13 protein-coding genes are annotated in these 13284 nt (G+C 62.6%); 2 read left to right on the forward strand and 11 right to left on the reverse strand.

Features of this window, described 5'->3' with window-relative positions; genetic code table 11:
* Positions 1-169 precede the first annotated feature (169 nt).
* From FNA46_RS07165 to puuD, 5 genes are all read right to left on the reverse strand, one after another.
* Entirely contained in the window at positions 170-1315 is a 1146-nt protein-coding gene (locus FNA46_RS07165) for an alpha-hydroxy acid oxidase (RefSeq protein ID WP_143124436.1), read from the reverse strand.
* Between the two features lie 207 nt (positions 1316-1522).
* Positions 1523-1903, reverse strand: a complete 381-nt coding sequence (locus FNA46_RS07170; RefSeq protein WP_143124437.1) for a helix-turn-helix domain-containing protein — start codon at positions 1901-1903, stop codon at positions 1523-1525.
* A complete protein-coding gene (locus FNA46_RS07175; RefSeq protein ID WP_246102927.1) occupies positions 1896-2132 on the reverse strand; it encodes a type II toxin-antitoxin system HigB family toxin in 237 nt (78 codons plus the stop codon). The genes FNA46_RS07170 and FNA46_RS07175 overlap by 8 nt, the downstream gene beginning before the upstream one ends.
* 94 nt (positions 2133-2226) lie before the next feature.
* A complete protein-coding gene (gene guaD, locus FNA46_RS07180; RefSeq protein WP_143124438.1) occupies positions 2227-3555 on the reverse strand; it encodes a guanine deaminase in 1329 nt (442 codons plus the stop codon).
* Positions 3556-4797, reverse strand: coding sequence for a urate hydroxylase PuuD (puuD, locus tag FNA46_RS07185; RefSeq protein WP_143124439.1), 1242 nt, complete (start codon positions 4795-4797; stop codon positions 3556-3558).
* 273 nt (positions 4798-5070) lie between these two features.
* Here puuD and FNA46_RS07190 point away from each other — a divergent pair, with 273 nt between their 5' ends.
* Positions 5071-5415, forward strand: coding sequence for a hypothetical protein (locus FNA46_RS07190; protein ID WP_143124440.1), 345 nt, complete (start codon positions 5071-5073; stop codon positions 5413-5415).
* Here FNA46_RS07190 and FNA46_RS07195 read toward each other — a convergent pair.
* On the reverse strand, positions 5409-6326 hold the full coding sequence (locus FNA46_RS07195) for a LysR substrate-binding domain-containing protein (protein ID WP_143124441.1): 918 nt from the start codon (positions 6324-6326) through the stop codon (positions 5409-5411). The two genes, FNA46_RS07190 and FNA46_RS07195, sit on opposite strands and share 7 nt — an antisense overlap.
* Positions 6327-6655: 329 nt before the next feature.
* On the reverse strand, positions 6656-7573 hold the full coding sequence (locus tag FNA46_RS07205; protein WP_143124443.1) for a LysR substrate-binding domain-containing protein: 918 nt from the start codon (positions 7571-7573) through the stop codon (positions 6656-6658).
* A gap of 19 nt (positions 7574-7592) precedes the next feature.
* Between FNA46_RS07205 and FNA46_RS07210 the strand changes: the two genes are divergently transcribed.
* Positions 7593-7919, forward strand: a complete 327-nt coding sequence (locus FNA46_RS07210) for a hypothetical protein (protein WP_143124444.1) — start codon at positions 7593-7595, stop codon at positions 7917-7919.
* A gap of 84 nt (positions 7920-8003) precedes the next feature.
* Here FNA46_RS07210 and xdhC read toward each other — a convergent pair whose 3' ends face one another.
* The 4 genes from xdhC to xdhA all read right to left on the reverse strand — a co-directional run bounded on the left by xdhC (position 8004) and on the right by xdhA (position 13265).
* A complete protein-coding gene (gene xdhC / locus FNA46_RS07215; RefSeq protein ID WP_143124445.1) occupies positions 8004-8828 on the reverse strand; it encodes a xanthine dehydrogenase accessory protein XdhC in 825 nt (274 codons plus the stop codon).
* Positions 8829-9216: 388 nt separating this feature from the next.
* Complete coding sequence (gene xdhB / locus FNA46_RS07220; RefSeq protein ID WP_143124446.1) at positions 9217-11553, reverse strand: xanthine dehydrogenase molybdopterin binding subunit; 2337 nt, start codon at positions 11551-11553, stop codon at positions 9217-9219.
* The gene (locus FNA46_RS07225) at positions 11553-11789 is read right to left on the reverse strand and encodes a hypothetical protein (protein WP_143124447.1); all 237 of its coding nucleotides are present in this window, start codon (positions 11787-11789) and stop codon (positions 11553-11555) included. Before FNA46_RS07225 ends, xdhB begins: the two co-directional genes overlap by 1 nt.
* 3 nt (positions 11790-11792) lie before the next feature.
* Positions 11793-13265 carry a xanthine dehydrogenase small subunit gene (gene xdhA / locus FNA46_RS07230; RefSeq protein WP_143124448.1) on the reverse strand — a complete coding sequence of 491 codons (1473 nt, stop codon included), beginning with the start codon at positions 13263-13265 and terminating at the stop codon, positions 11793-11795.
* Positions 13266-13284 lie beyond the last annotated feature (19 nt).

Consider the following 13284-nt stretch of genomic DNA (forward strand, 5'->3'; position numbering starts at 1 on the left):
GCACGCAGAGTTTGATCGATCGAACGCGAAAACGGCGATCTTTCAAGGTGGATAAGCTGTTCAGGATCTGCGCCGGCGGTGCCGCCCATCCCTTCTCCCCTCGGGGAGAAGGTGCCCGAAGGGCGGATGAGGGGGCTCTTCTCACGTCGGTATGTGAAGACGGATTGCCTCAATACGGGCAATGCGCGATCACGCTGCGGTCCACCGTGCGAATATCCCGCTTGCCGCAGAGCGCCATGGTGATGTCCATCTCCTTGGCGATGATGTTGAGCGCCAGTTCGACGCCCTCTTTGCCCATCGCGCCGAGGCCGTAGAGGAAGGGGCGGCCGATATAGGTGCCCTTGGCGCCCAGTGCCACGGCTTTCAGCACATCCTGGCCGGAGCGGATGCCGCCATCCAGATGCACCTCGATCCGGTCGCCGACGGCCTCGACGATCTTCGGCAGCATGCTGATCGAGGAGGGGGCGCCATCCAGCTGGCGGCCGCCATGGTTCGAGACGATGAGTGCATCAGCGCCGGTATCGGCGGCGGCGCGGGCATCCTCCTCGTCCAGAATGCCCTTGATGATCAGCTTGCCCTTCCAGCGCTCCTTGATCCAGGCGACATCCGACCAGGAGAGGCGCGGATCAAACTGTTCCGCCGTCCAGGCGCTGAGCGAAGAGAGATCCGAGACATTGGTGGCATGGCCGACGATATTGCCGAAGCCGTGCCGCTTGGTGCGGGCCATGCCGAGGCACCATTGCGGCCGCGTTGCCATCTGCCAGATATGCTTCGGCGTGAATTTCGGCGGGGCGGAGAGGCCGTTGCGTAGATCCTTGTGGCGCTGGCCGAGGATCTGCAGGTCTGCGGTGACGACGAGCGCCGAGCAGCCGGCCTTTTTCGCACGCTCGATCAGGCTTTCGATGAAGGCGCGGTCCTTCATCACGTAAAGCTGGAACCAGAAGGGCTTGGTCGTGACGGAGGCGACATCCTCGATCGAGCAGATGCTCATGGTAGAAAGCGTAAACGGCACGCCGAACTCTTCCGCCGCCTTGGCCGCCAGCATCTCGCCATCGGCATGCTGCATGCCGGTCAGCCCGGTCGGGGCCAGTGCCACCGGCATGGCCACCTTCTGGCCGATCATCTCGCTCTTCAGCGAACGGTCCGTCATGTCCACCAGCACGCGCTGCCTGAGCTTGATGCCGGCGAAATCCGCCTCGTTCGCCCGGTAGGTGCTTTCCGTCCACGCGCCGCTGTCGGCATAGTCGAAGAACATTTTCGGTACGCGCCGACGGGCAAGGGCTTTCAGGTCGGCAATCGTCAGCGGCTTGGACATGGGATAGGCTTTCCTCCGGATTATCACAAGAGGACTAGCATATCCGCGCCATGTCGCCAGTTAAAAACCACCAATATTGCGAGGGGTTTGTCACACCAACATCAGGGCTCTGACGACGCCTCGGATGTGTTTCGTCTACCTGCCGCTGATTATCACTTCGGCAGGGTGGAAGCCCTACGTGAAAGAGCGATGTCGCATCTTGGACGGTCAGGCGGCGTCTTTTGCAGAGCAAATTGGCTGGATCAAGACCTCTGCCGGAATATCGAATTCAGCATGCAGCCGGCGAATCATGTCCAAAGACAGAGGGTGTGTCCGATTGAGGATTTCGGCAACCCTCCCATGATTTCCCAGAATGGGAACGAGATCCTGTTGCGTCAGACCTTCCTGCTCCATTCGAAATAAAATCGCGTCGATGGGATCGGGCAAGTCAATCGGGTAATGGGCATTTTCATAGGCGTCGATCAATGTCACCAGCACATCAAGCCTGTCACCGTCCGGCGTACCGGCTTCCGCTCCCCACAACGTCTTGAGCAGCGTCATTGCCTTGTCGTAATCCTGTTCACTGCGAATAGGTTTCAAATCACTCATATTCCACCGTTGCCGCGTCGATATCGTTATAGTCGCGATGTGTACCAATCCACTTGATCCAAACCGTGCCCCGCTGGAAGTCCACTGCTGTGATCCGTCGATAGTCATTGCCTTTGATGTTGAAGACGACACGTTCCGAATTGACAATGCTTGCATGCGCATAACGCTTCTTGATGTCAGCGGATGAGAGCCAGTTGGCTTTGCTCACTTCGTGATACCAGGCGTCCAATCCCGCCTTCAGCGCAGCACCACCTTTTTACCCCTTGGGGCTTTCGACAAACGATCTCAATGCACGGCGGGAGACTATTCGCATTGAGAAAATATCACTCCCGCTGAGACGGTGCAACAAGCGTGCTTTTCCCTGCCTGCCCCGCCACATAGGTCTCCACCACGGCGCGGTCATCCCCCAATGTCTGAAGCAGGAAGAGTTCTTCCGGCAGCGTGCTGACGGTTTCCATGCGAAGCCGCATGGCCGGCGTGGCGGCGGCGTTCAACACCACCAGATCGGCATCCGTACCTTCCTCCAGAGTGCCGATGCGATCGACAAGAGAGAGGGCTTCGGCATTGCCGCGCGTCATCCGGTAGAAGCTTTCCAGCGGGTCGAGGCGTTCGCCGAGCAACTGCTGGATCTTGTAGGCCTCGTCCAGCGTCTTGAACATGGAATAGCTGGAGCCGCCGCCGATATCGGTGGCAACGCCGATCCGCACCGGCTTTTCCCGGCGCGCCAGCGCCTTCAGCGGAAACAGGCCGGAGCCGAGGAAAAGGTTTGAGGTCGGGCAGTGCACCGCGACCGATCCGGTCTCCGCCAGCACATCCGCCTCGCGTTCGGACAGATGGATGGCATGGCCGAGCAGCGTCTTCTTGCCGAGCAGGCCGTGGCGGGCATAGATGTCGGTATAGTCGGTGGCGTCGGGATAGAGTTCGCAGGTAAAGCGGATTTCCTCTTGATTTTCCGAAAGATGCGTCTGGATGTGCAGGTCCGGATATTCCTCTGCCAGCGCCTGCGCGGCGCGCATCTGCTCCGGCGTCGAGGTGATCGCGAAGCGCGGCGTGATGGCGACATGGTTGCGCCCCTTGCCGTGCCATTGCTCGATCACGGCGCGGGTTTCGTCATAGCCAAGCTGAGGGGTATCGAGCAGGCCCTGCGGCGCGTGGCGATCCATCATCACCTTGCCGCCCACCATCAGCATGTTGCGGCGCATGGCTTCCGCGAAGAAGGCATCGGCCGAGCTTTTGTGCACCGAGCAGTAGGCGACGGCGGTCGTCGTGCCCTGGCGCAGGAACTCGTCGTAGAAATGCGTGGCGATCCGCTCGGCATGTGCCGTTTCCACGAAGCGGCATTCCTCCGGGAAGGTATAGGTGTTCAGCCATTCGAGCAGATTGGCGGCATAGGAGGCGATCACCTGCATCTGCGGAAAATGCACGTGGGTATCGATCAGCCCCGGCAGGATCAGGTGCGGGCGATGGTCGACCTCCGTCACCTCTGCCGCCGCTGCCGCCTTTACCGCGGCATAGGGCCCCGCTTTCGCGATCCGCCCGTCCTCGATCAGCAGGCCGCCATCCTCCTCGTAGAGATAGCTTGCGGTATCGGCGAGGCTTTCCGGCGCGCGATGGAAGGAGAGAAGGCGACCGCGAAGAAGAAGGGATGTCATTTAGCGGGATGCTCCGGCGCTGCTGGTGGCGCTTTCATACCAGGCCGTCAGAAGCTTGCGCTCCTCCGGCGTGATGGCGGTGATGTTGCCGGGCGGCATGGCGTGGCTGCGCCCGGCCTGGACATAGATTTCGTGGGCGTGTTTGGCGATCTCCGCATCCGTTTCGAACTTCACGTTCTTCGGTGGAAAGGTGATGCCGTCCCAGGCGGGTTCGGCCGCATGGCACATGGCGCAGCGTCCCTGCACGACATCGCGCGCCGCGCCGAAATGCGCATCCGCCACGAACCGCTGCTGGATGGGCGAGAGGCTGGCGGTCTTTTCACCCGTCAGCACTTTCGGCACGGTGGAAAGCCACATGATCAGGATGAACAGGATCACCGTTACCAGCCAGGTCCAGGTGGGCTTTCCCTTGCGGGCATGGGTGGTGTTGAACCAGTGACGGATGGTGACGCCCATCAGGAACACCAGTGCGGCAATCACCCAGTTGAACTCGGTGCCGAAGGCCAGCGGATAATGGTTCGACAGCATGAAGAAGATGACGGGCAGCGTCAGATAGTTGTTGTGCAGCGAGCGCTGCTTGGCGATGCGGCCATATTTCGGGTCCGGCGTGCGCCCGGCGATCAGATCCGCCACCACGATCTTCTGGTTGGGGATGATGATGAAGAACACATTGGCCGACATGATGGTGGCGGTGAAGGCGCCGAGATGCAGGAAGGCCGCGCGGCCGGTAAAGACCTGCGTATAGCCCCAGGCCATGGCCACCAGCACCACGTAGAGCAGTGCCATCAGGCCCCAGGTATTGTTGCCGATCGGCGACTTGCAGAGCTGGTCATAGATGAGCCAGCCGACCGAGAGCGAAGCGAGCGACAGACAGATGGCCTGCCAGGGCTGCAATTCGAGAACGGAGTGATCGATCAGGAACAGGTCCGCCCCGCCGTAATAGACGATGGCGAGCATGAGGAAGCCGGACATCCAGGTGGCATAGCTTTCCCACTTGAACCAGGTGAGGTGCTCCGGCATCTGCGCGGGCGCCACCAGATATTTCTGGATGTGGTAGAAACCGCCGCCATGCACCTGCCATTCCTCGCCATAGGCGCCCGGCGGCAGATGCGGACGCTTCACCAGGCCGAGATCCAGCGCGATGAAATAGAACGACGATCCGATCCAGGCGATCGCGGTGATCACGTGCAGCCAGCGTGCGGCAAAGCTCAGCCATTCCCAGGCTATGGCATATTCATACATTCCTGCATTCCCTTCGCGTTCCCCGACTCGGCACATTGCGAAAAATTTGCAGCGAAGAAAAGAAAAAAGGGTGCGCCGCAGCACGCCGAAGCGGGAAAGCGGCGCCGTCTCCAGACTGGCGCGAGGCTGTCTCCCATCCCCATTTGTGCATCGCGAAAAATTGCCGTCGCCGAATTATGGCGTTCCGCTAATATGACAGACGCAAGACAGCCGGTGAAGGCGAGTACTGCGGGTTCACCGGGGTGAAGGCATTCATCAACGGAGAAGAAGCTCATGCGAAGCATTCTGACGATTGCGATGATTGCGTATGCGTTTGCGTTTCCCGCTGCCCTCAATGCTCACGAGGCGCAGTCGGGCTGGCAGTACGAAGCCTATTGCTGCAATGGAAACAATCATACCGGCGACTGCCAGATGATCTCGACGCGCAACGTCAAGGTCATCGCGGGCGGCTACGAGGTCATGCTGAAGCCGGGCGACCACCGGCTGGTGACCCGCTCGCATGACTTCAAGGTGCCGCAGAGTCAGGCGCGGCGCAGTCAGGATGCGGAATATCACCTCTGTCTGTATCCGAACGAAGATACGCTGCGCTGCTTCTACGCGCCCGACATGAGTTACTGAGCGGCGCCAGACGGAGCTAAGATCTGGGGCGGCAGGGCCTTCAGCAGCCACTGGCGGAAGGCCAGCACTTTGACCGATTGGCGGCGGCTTTTCGGGGAGATCAGCCAATAGCTCCGGTCGTCCTTCTTGAAGACGTCGAAGGGCATCATCAGGCGGCCGGCCTCCAGTTCTTCCTGGTGAAGAAACGGGCTCAGCAGCGCCACGCCGTGACCGGCAACGGCGGCGCTGCCTTCCAGATCCAGCGCACCGTCGGCATCGATCGTGATCGTGCCGGGCAGGGGTGTGTCGATGCCGTTCGACTGAAACCAGATTCCCCACCATTTGCTGCTGGCGCCGATCAGCGGCAGTTTCAGAAGATCCGACGGGGTCGTCACGCCGCCGATTGTTTCGGCCAGCTTCGGGTTGAGCATCGGCGCGAAATTGAGACGGAACAGTTCCTGGCTTTCCATGTTGGGCGGCGGTGCTTCACTGCGCAGAATGGAAATATCGGCGTGGTCGCTGAAGAAGTCGGCCGATCTGTTCATGCGGAGAATACGAATGGCCAAGCCCGGATGCTGCACCTGGAATGCGCCGATATGGCGGGCGAGCCAATGGGACGCGAAAGTGGGTGTGGAATGAATGGTCAGGATGCCGGCATCCTGGCCGCGAGCCTCGGTCACCGCCTCGGTCAGGAGACCGAATGCTTCCGTGACCTTGGGCAGCATCCGGTCGCCCGTCGATGTCAGCTCGATGCGCCGTGCCTGGCGCAGAAACAGCATCTCGCCGACATGTTCCTCCAGCAGCTTGACCTGATAGCTGACGGCCGTCTGCGTCATGCCCAGTTCCTCGCCGGCCTTGGTGAAACTGCGAAGTCGCGCAACCGTCTCGAAGACGCGCAGCGCATTCAGCGGCAATTGGCGCGACAGTTTCATCGATAAGTTCTCTTTCTGGATCGCTCGTCAGATTGAATTGGTATCTCGCCGCAAACCGGCGCATTTGTCGATCCGGAAACGACAAAAAAATCAACAGATGACGGAGGCCATCATGGCGGTCTGGACCACTGGTTCTGCCCGGAACACAAACATGTTCTGGTGCTGGGTGAAGCGGCGGCTTTTGCGCCAGGGGCGGCCCGCGACGCCGCATGTGAAGGATATGCCGGACGCGCTGCGGAGGGATGTTCTTGCATCACCGGCTGGGCCGCCCGCTCGTCTGGACGATGTGTGGGAGCGCATCCGCACGGCAAGGCTGCCGCCGCTTTGAGTCAACCGGTCTTGCCGGTCGGATTCGTATCGAAACTCGGCAGCGTCTTCTTGAGGAACTCCCGGAAGGCGCGGATCTTGCCCACGTGGCGGCGGGTTTCGGGATAGGCCAGCCAGTAATGCGAGCCGTCCTCGCAGGTGAGAGGGAAGGGCTGGATCAGGCGGCCCATCGCCACGTCGTCCTGATAGAAATCCGGCCGCAGGATCGCTACCCCATGGCCGGCGATCGCGGCGGCGGCCTCCACGGCCTGTGAGCCGAGGCGGCTGCGCGAGGTGCTTTCCAGCGGCGCATCCGGGTGACCGGCCGCCGTAAACCAGATGCGCCACCAGGGATCGCTCGGATCGATGATCTTGAGCTTCACAAGGTCCAGCGGTTCGCGCACGCCGCCGATGGTCTCGGCCAGCGTCGGGCTCAGCATCGGGGTAAAATGGTTGCGCAGGACGAAATGCGATTTCAGGCCCGGCCATTCGCCGGTGCCGACGCGGATGGCCACATCCGCTTCCGTCTTGCTGAAATCGATCACCTGCTGCGAGGTTTCCAGCCGGACCGCAATGGTCGGATTGTCGAGCTGGAAGATGCCGAGATGACGCGCCAGCCAGTGGCTGGCAAAGGTGTGGGTGGAGTGGATGATCAGGGTTCCCTCGGCCACGCCCTGCATCTCGTTGACGGCGGCGCGGAGCAGTTCGAACCCCTCCGACACCTTGGGCGCCAGCCGGCTGCCGGCCTCCGTCAAATGGATCCTGCGCGGCTGGCGCAGGAACAGTGCTTCCCCCAGCATGTCTTCCAGCAGCTTCACCTGATAGCTGACCGCCGTCTGCGTCAGGCCGAGTTCCTCACCCGCCTTGGTGAAGCTCAGATGGCGCGACACCGCCTCGAACACCCGCAGGGCATTCAGCGGAAACTGCTTTGACATCTTCATGCATCAGGCCTCTTCATCCATGCAGACGAAGCTTCGATTGGATTGCCCCGCAAAATCCCTGCATGCTGCGATTAGATACTTCCTCGGGAAGGAACGCAACATGCAAAGATTACAGATGATTACCACGGGGTTTCTGGACGAGTGCGCTGCCTTTCTTGCGCGCCTGATGCGGCTTTCCAGGAGACGCGATGCCAGCAGATGCAGCAACAGGCTTGATGCTGAAGTCATGCCTGACCGGCTCAAGGCAGATATCGGCATGCAGGATGGACGCAGCGATCGCAGCCGTCGCCCATTGCCGACAGCCTTCGATGCGGCGCGTGATGTCTGGCAACGCCGCTCCCTGTAAAATGCCGCATTCAACGAAACCGAGCGGACGCCGTGTCGGGCGCGGTCCTCCGCCATCTTGCCGGCAAGATCCCTCGCAGGAGCGTCAGCTTTTGCCGCCGTGCGTGGTGGTTAATGCGCCAGAGCCGGCTAGCACGGTGATGAGTTCGGCGGCGACCAGCGCTGCGATGACCGCCGGGCGCTTGTCGCGTACCGCCGTTCCGCCGATCGGCAGCACCAGACGGTCAATGGATACAGTGCCGTCCGTTTCCCGCGCCAGCCAGTGGCGGAAAGTGGCGCGCTTGGTCGCCGAACCGATCATGCCGACATAGGCGAGATCGCCTCGGGCCAGGGCCGCGCGGGCAATGAGAAAATCCAGCGCATGGTCATGGGTAAGAATCACCACTGCGCTGCCGGCGGGCAGGGTGTCGACCACCGCTTCCGGCAGGGCGACCGCGCGGGCCGCAATACCCTCCGGCAGCCCCGCCAGCGCCTCGGGCCGCGTTTCGACGACGCTGACCCGCAACGGCAGCGGTGCAAGCGCCAGGGCCAGCGCCTGGCCCACATGGCCGGCGCCGAACAGCACAACGTGAGCAAAGCTCTCGCTTTCCGCCGTCATGCGGGCAATGAGCGCTGCCGCCACGTCCGGCGTGACCGTCTGGAAGGCAAGGCGCGTGCGCCCGCCGCAGCACTGGCCGATGTCCGGACCGAGCGGCACGTCCATCTCGGTCTTGCCTTTGCCGCCGAGCAGGGCGCGGGCATTCTCGATCGCCATGAATTCCAGCTGCCCGCCACCGATGGTGCCGAAGCATGCGGTGGCGGACACCAGCATGAATGCCCCTTCCTCCCGCGGCGTCGAACCCTTTGCCTCGGTGACGGTGACGAGGACGCAGTCTGCATTATGGGCAAGGAAGGCGGAGAGGGCGTTCATGACCGGCCTCGCGGGTTTGAGACCTGTCCTTTGCGGTTGCCCGCGTGATGGTTGGCAGTGTGCCCTGTGGCACCCCCCTCTGTCCTGCCGGACATGCTCCGCATTGGAAGTGTGCCCGGAGGTTGAATGTTCCAAAAGGTTGTTCTGGTTCGGGTTCGCCCCCTCACCCCGCCTCCGCTTTGCTCGGCGGACCTCTCCCCGAGGGGAGAGGGGAACCGCGAGCGCTGCGACTCTTCCTCTTCTCCCCAGCGGGGAGAAGGTGCCCGAAGGGCGGATGAGGGGGAATGCGCCCCGGTCGATAAACCCGCAGGCATTTTCGTCAGGCGTGCTCCTATCGTACAGGGACTGGCGTTGTGGATGCCTGATGCGAGGCGGTCAATGCATGGCATCACATCGCCTTCAACCGCTCCACCGCCATCAGCACGCGCTCCGGCGTCGCGGGCGCGTCGAGGCGCGGGCACACCGTGTAGTCGGCAATCGAGGCGACCGCCATGGAGAGAGCTTCCAGCACGGAGATGCCCAGCATGAAGGGCGGCTCGCCGACGGCCTTGGAACGGCCGATGGTCTGTTCGCGGTTCTCCGACCATTCGGCGAGCTTCACGTTGAAGATCTTCGGCCGGTCGGAGGCGAGCGGGATCTTGTAGGTGGAGGGGGCGTGCGTGCGCAGGCGCCCCTTGCCATCCCACCAGAGTTCCTCCGTCGTCAGCCAGCCCATGCCCTGCACGAAAGCGCCTTCCACCTGGCCGATGTCGATGACCGGGTTCAGCGAGCGGCCGACATCATGCAGAATGTCCGTGCGGTCCACCAGATATTCGCCGGTCAGCGTATCGATCGAGACTTCCGAGCAGGCGGCGCCATAGGCGAAGTAATAGAAGGGCCGGCCGCGGCCGGCGGCGCGGTCCCAGTGGATTTTCGGCGTCTTGTAGAAGCCGGCGGCGGAAAGCTGCACGCGGTCGAAATAGGCGGCCTTCACCAGCGCGTCGAAGGTCAGCGTGTCCGTGCCGACCCGCACCCGGTTTGGCAGGAATTCTACATCCGAAGCCGCCACCTGCCATTTGCGGCAGGCAAACTCGATCAGCCGCTCCTTGATCTGGCGGGCGGCATCGTAAGCCGCCATGCCGTTCAGATCCGAGCCGGAGGAGGCAGCGGTGGCAGAGGTGTTCGGCACCTTGCCGGTGGAGGTCGCGGTGATCTTCACACGCTCGATATCCACCTGGAAGGTATCCGCCACCACCTGCGCCACCTTGGTATACAGGCCCTGGCCCATTTCGGTGCCACCATGGTTCAGGTGTATCGAACCGTCGGAATAGACATGCACCAAGGCACCCGCCTGGTTGAAGGCGGTCATGGTGAAGGAGATGCCGAATTTGACGGGTGTCAGGGCGATGCCCTTGCGGATGACGGGGCTGTTGGCATTAAACTCCATGATCGCCTGACGCCGGGCGCGGTAATCGCTGGAGGTCTCCAGTTCCTCCACCAGCCGCAGCAGGATATTGTCCTCCACCTCCTGGTGGTAGGGCGTCAGCGTGCGGCCGGAGCCGGGCTCTCCGTAGAAATTCAGCTTGCGGATATCGAGCGGGTCCTTGCCGACCGCATAGGCGATTTCCTCGATGAAGCGTTCGCCGCCAACCATGCCCTGCGGACCGCCGAAACCGCGAAAGGCGGTGTTGGAGCAGGTATGCGTCTTCAACGGCTTCGAGGTCAGGTGCACATGCGGATAGAAATAGCTGGAATCCGCATGGAACAGCGCACGGTCCGTCACCGGGCCGGAGAGATCGGAGGAGAAGCCGCAGCGGGCGGCGAAAGTGGCATCCACCGCATGGATGCGGCCCTCGTCATCGAAGCCCAGTTCGTAATCGACGCGGAAATCATGCCGCTTGCCGGTCACCATCATGTCTTCGTCGCGGTCGGGGCGGAATTTGACGGCGCGGTTCAGCTTCTTGGCGGCGACCGCGGCGAGACAGGCGAAATGCGCGCCCTGCGTTTCCTTGCCGCCAAAGCCGCCGCCCATGCGGCGGGTGTTGACGGTGACGGCGTGGCTGGCGCAGGCCAAAACATGCGCCACCATGTGCTGCACTTCCGTCGGATGCTGGGTCGAGGACCAGACGGTGACGTCCTCATCCTCACCCGGAATGGCAAGCGCGATCTGGCTCTCCAGATAAAAATGCTCCTGCCCGCCGATATACATCTGGCCCGTCAGGCGGCGCGGGGCATTGCCCATTTCGGTTTCCGGTTCGCCGCGCTTCAGCGTCATCGGGCTGACGACCAGAGGCGCGCCGTTTTCCAGCGCGCCGTCGATATCGGTCCAGTGCGGCAGGTCCCGGTAGTCGATCCTTGCCAGACGCGCCGCGCGGCGGGCCTGGTCTCGCGTCTCGCCGATCACGACGAAGATCGGCTGGCCGTGGAACTCGACCTTGGTGGTGGCGAGCAGCGGCTCGTCATGGCTGCCGTTCGAGGAGACGTCGTTGACGCCCGGAATGTCGTCCGCCGTGATCACCGCCACCACGCCCGGCGCCGCCTTCACGGCCGAGAGATCGATGGCAAGAATGTCGGCATGGGCGCGCTCGGAGAGGCCAAGGGCCGCATGCAGCGTGCCGGCGGGCTCCGGCATGTCATCGATATATTCGGCGCTGCCGGTGACATGCTTGTGCGCGGAATCGTGCTTGAGCGAGGCGTGCATGGGGCCGGTGATCGTGCCCTTGGCTTCGAAGGTGGTGTTGTCCATCAGCGGGCTCCTTCGATGACGACATGTTTAGCAACCGGCTGGCGGCGATGACGCTGTCCGGCCAGGAAAAGACCCCCTCTGGCTACCGCCATCTCCCCCACAAGGGGGGAGAGGACTCGCGGCAATGCTTTCGCCAAATGTGAACGCTGAGGATGCGGTAGATTGAGCCCCTCCCTCTTGTGGGGAGGGGTTGGGGAGGGGTTTTTCTTCTTCAGACCTTCAATATAGATCATCATCCCTCACGCCTCCTCGGGCTCGAAGCGTGCCAGCTCCTGGCTCTGGCCGGCGGTTTCCAGGAAGAAGCGGGTCAGCAGGTTTCTGGCCGTGATGGCGCGGTATTCGGCGGTGGCGCGCCAGTCGGTCAGCGGCTGGTAGTCCTCGTCGAAGGCGTCGCGCACGGAGGCCACCGTGTTCCAGCTCCAGGGCCGGCCGGTCAGGGCCTCCTCCACGGCCTTGGCGCGCTTCGGTATGCCCGCCATGCCGCCGAAAGCGATGCGGCAGGTGTCGACGCAGCCTTCGCCATCGAGTGTCAGGTAGAAGGCGCCGCAAAGGGCGGAGATATCCTCGTCGCGGCGCTTCGAAATCTTGTAGACGGCGTAGAAGGCTTCGTCATCCGGCGGCGGCAGCGTCAGCTTTTCCACGAATTCGCCGGGCTGGCGGTCCTGCCTGCCATAGTCGATGAAGAAGTCCTCGAGCGGCAACGTGCGGCTGCCGGCGGTCGAACGCAGCGTGACGGTGGCACCGAGCGCGATCAGCGCCGGTGGCGTGTCGCCGATCGGCGAGCCGTTGGCGATATTGCCGCCGATCGTGCCCATGTTGCGCACCTGCTGGCCGCCGATACGGTCGATCAGTCGGCCAAGCGCCGGATGATAGGCCTCCAGCACCTCGAATGCCTGGGCATAGGTGACGCCGGCGCCGATCACGAGGCCCGTCTCGTCCTCGGTGATGGTCTGCAGGTCGGTCAGATGGTTGATGAACACGACGGGATTGATCGGCCGCATCTGCTTGGTGACCCAGAGGCCGACATCGGTAGCGCCGGCGACGATGGTCGCGCCGGGATTATCGGACAGCACCTCCGCCAGCGCCTGCAGCGTGCCGGGAATGATGGCCTGACGGTTGTCCTTTTCAACCCGGATCGTGTCGGAGGAGGTGCGGATGGTCCAGAGCTTTGCCATGATCTCGGCGCGGTCGCGCTCGATCGGGTCGAACAGGGCACTGGGTCTGGCGGCCGCCACCTGTTCGGCGGCCTTCACGATCGGCTCGTAACCGGTGCAGCGACAGAGATTGCCCTGCAGCGCGATCTCGATCTCGGCGCGGCTCGGATTTTCGTTGGCCATCCACAGCCCGTAGAGGGACATAACGAAGCCCGGCGTGCAGAAGCCGCATTGCGAGCCGTGACAGTCGACCATGGCCTGCTGGACGGGGTGGAGGCGGCCGTCCCTGGCCGCCAGATGCTCCACCGTCACCACATGCGTGCCGTGCAGCGATCCGACGAAGCGGATGCAGGCATTGACGCTTTCATAGCGCAGCGCGCCGCCGATCAGGCGACCGACGAGCACCGTGCAGGCGCCGCAATCGCCTTCCGCACAGCCTTCCTTGCTGCCGGTCAGCCGCCGTCTCAGCCTCAGATAATCCAGGAGCGTTTCCGTGGGAGCGAAGTCGCCGAGGGAAACCTCTTCACCGTTGAGGACAAAGCGGATGGCTGATGTCATGCGTGTTCCCTTGTGACCA

It is taken from the genome of Affinirhizobium straminoryzae (assembly GCF_007004135.1).
GTDB lineage: Bacteria > Pseudomonadota > Alphaproteobacteria > Rhizobiales > Rhizobiaceae > Neorhizobium > Neorhizobium straminoryzae.

Bases quoted from the DNA above. Each gene is read 5' to 3' on its own strand.
- FNA46_RS07165 (WP_143124436.1), bottom strand. From the start codon at position 1,315: ATGTCCAAGCCGCTGACGATTGCCGACCTGAAAGCCCTTGCCCGTCGG.
- FNA46_RS07170 (WP_143124437.1), bottom strand. From the start codon at position 1,903: ATGAGTGATTTGAAACCTATTCGCAGTGAACAGGATTACGACAAGGCA.
- guaD (WP_143124438.1), bottom strand. From the start codon at position 3,555: ATGACATCCCTTCTTCTTCGCGGTCGCCTTCTCTCCTTCCATCGCGCG.
- puuD (WP_143124439.1), bottom strand. From the start codon at position 4,797: ATGTATGAATATGCCATAGCCTGGGAATGGCTGAGCTTTGCCGCACGC.
- FNA46_RS07190 (WP_143124440.1), top strand. From the start codon at position 5,071: ATGCGAAGCATTCTGACGATTGCGATGATTGCGTATGCGTTTGCGTTT.
- FNA46_RS07195 (WP_143124441.1), bottom strand. From the start codon at position 6,326: ATGAAACTGTCGCGCCAATTGCCGCTGAATGCGCTGCGCGTCTTCGAG.
- FNA46_RS07205 (WP_143124443.1), bottom strand. From the start codon at position 7,573: ATGAAGATGTCAAAGCAGTTTCCGCTGAATGCCCTGCGGGTGTTCGAG.
- FNA46_RS07210 (WP_143124444.1), top strand. From the start codon at position 7,593: ATGCAGACGAAGCTTCGATTGGATTGCCCCGCAAAATCCCTGCATGCT.
- xdhC (WP_143124445.1), bottom strand. From the start codon at position 8,828: ATGAACGCCCTCTCCGCCTTCCTTGCCCATAATGCAGACTGCGTCCTC.
- xdhB (WP_143124446.1), bottom strand. From the start codon at position 11,553: ATGGACAACACCACCTTCGAAGCCAAGGGCACGATCACCGGCCCCATG.
- FNA46_RS07225 (WP_143124447.1), bottom strand. From the start codon at position 11,789: ATGATGATCTATATTGAAGGTCTGAAGAAGAAAAACCCCTCCCCAACC.
- xdhA (WP_143124448.1), bottom strand. From the start codon at position 13,265: ATGACATCAGCCATCCGCTTTGTCCTCAACGGTGAAGAGGTTTCCCTC.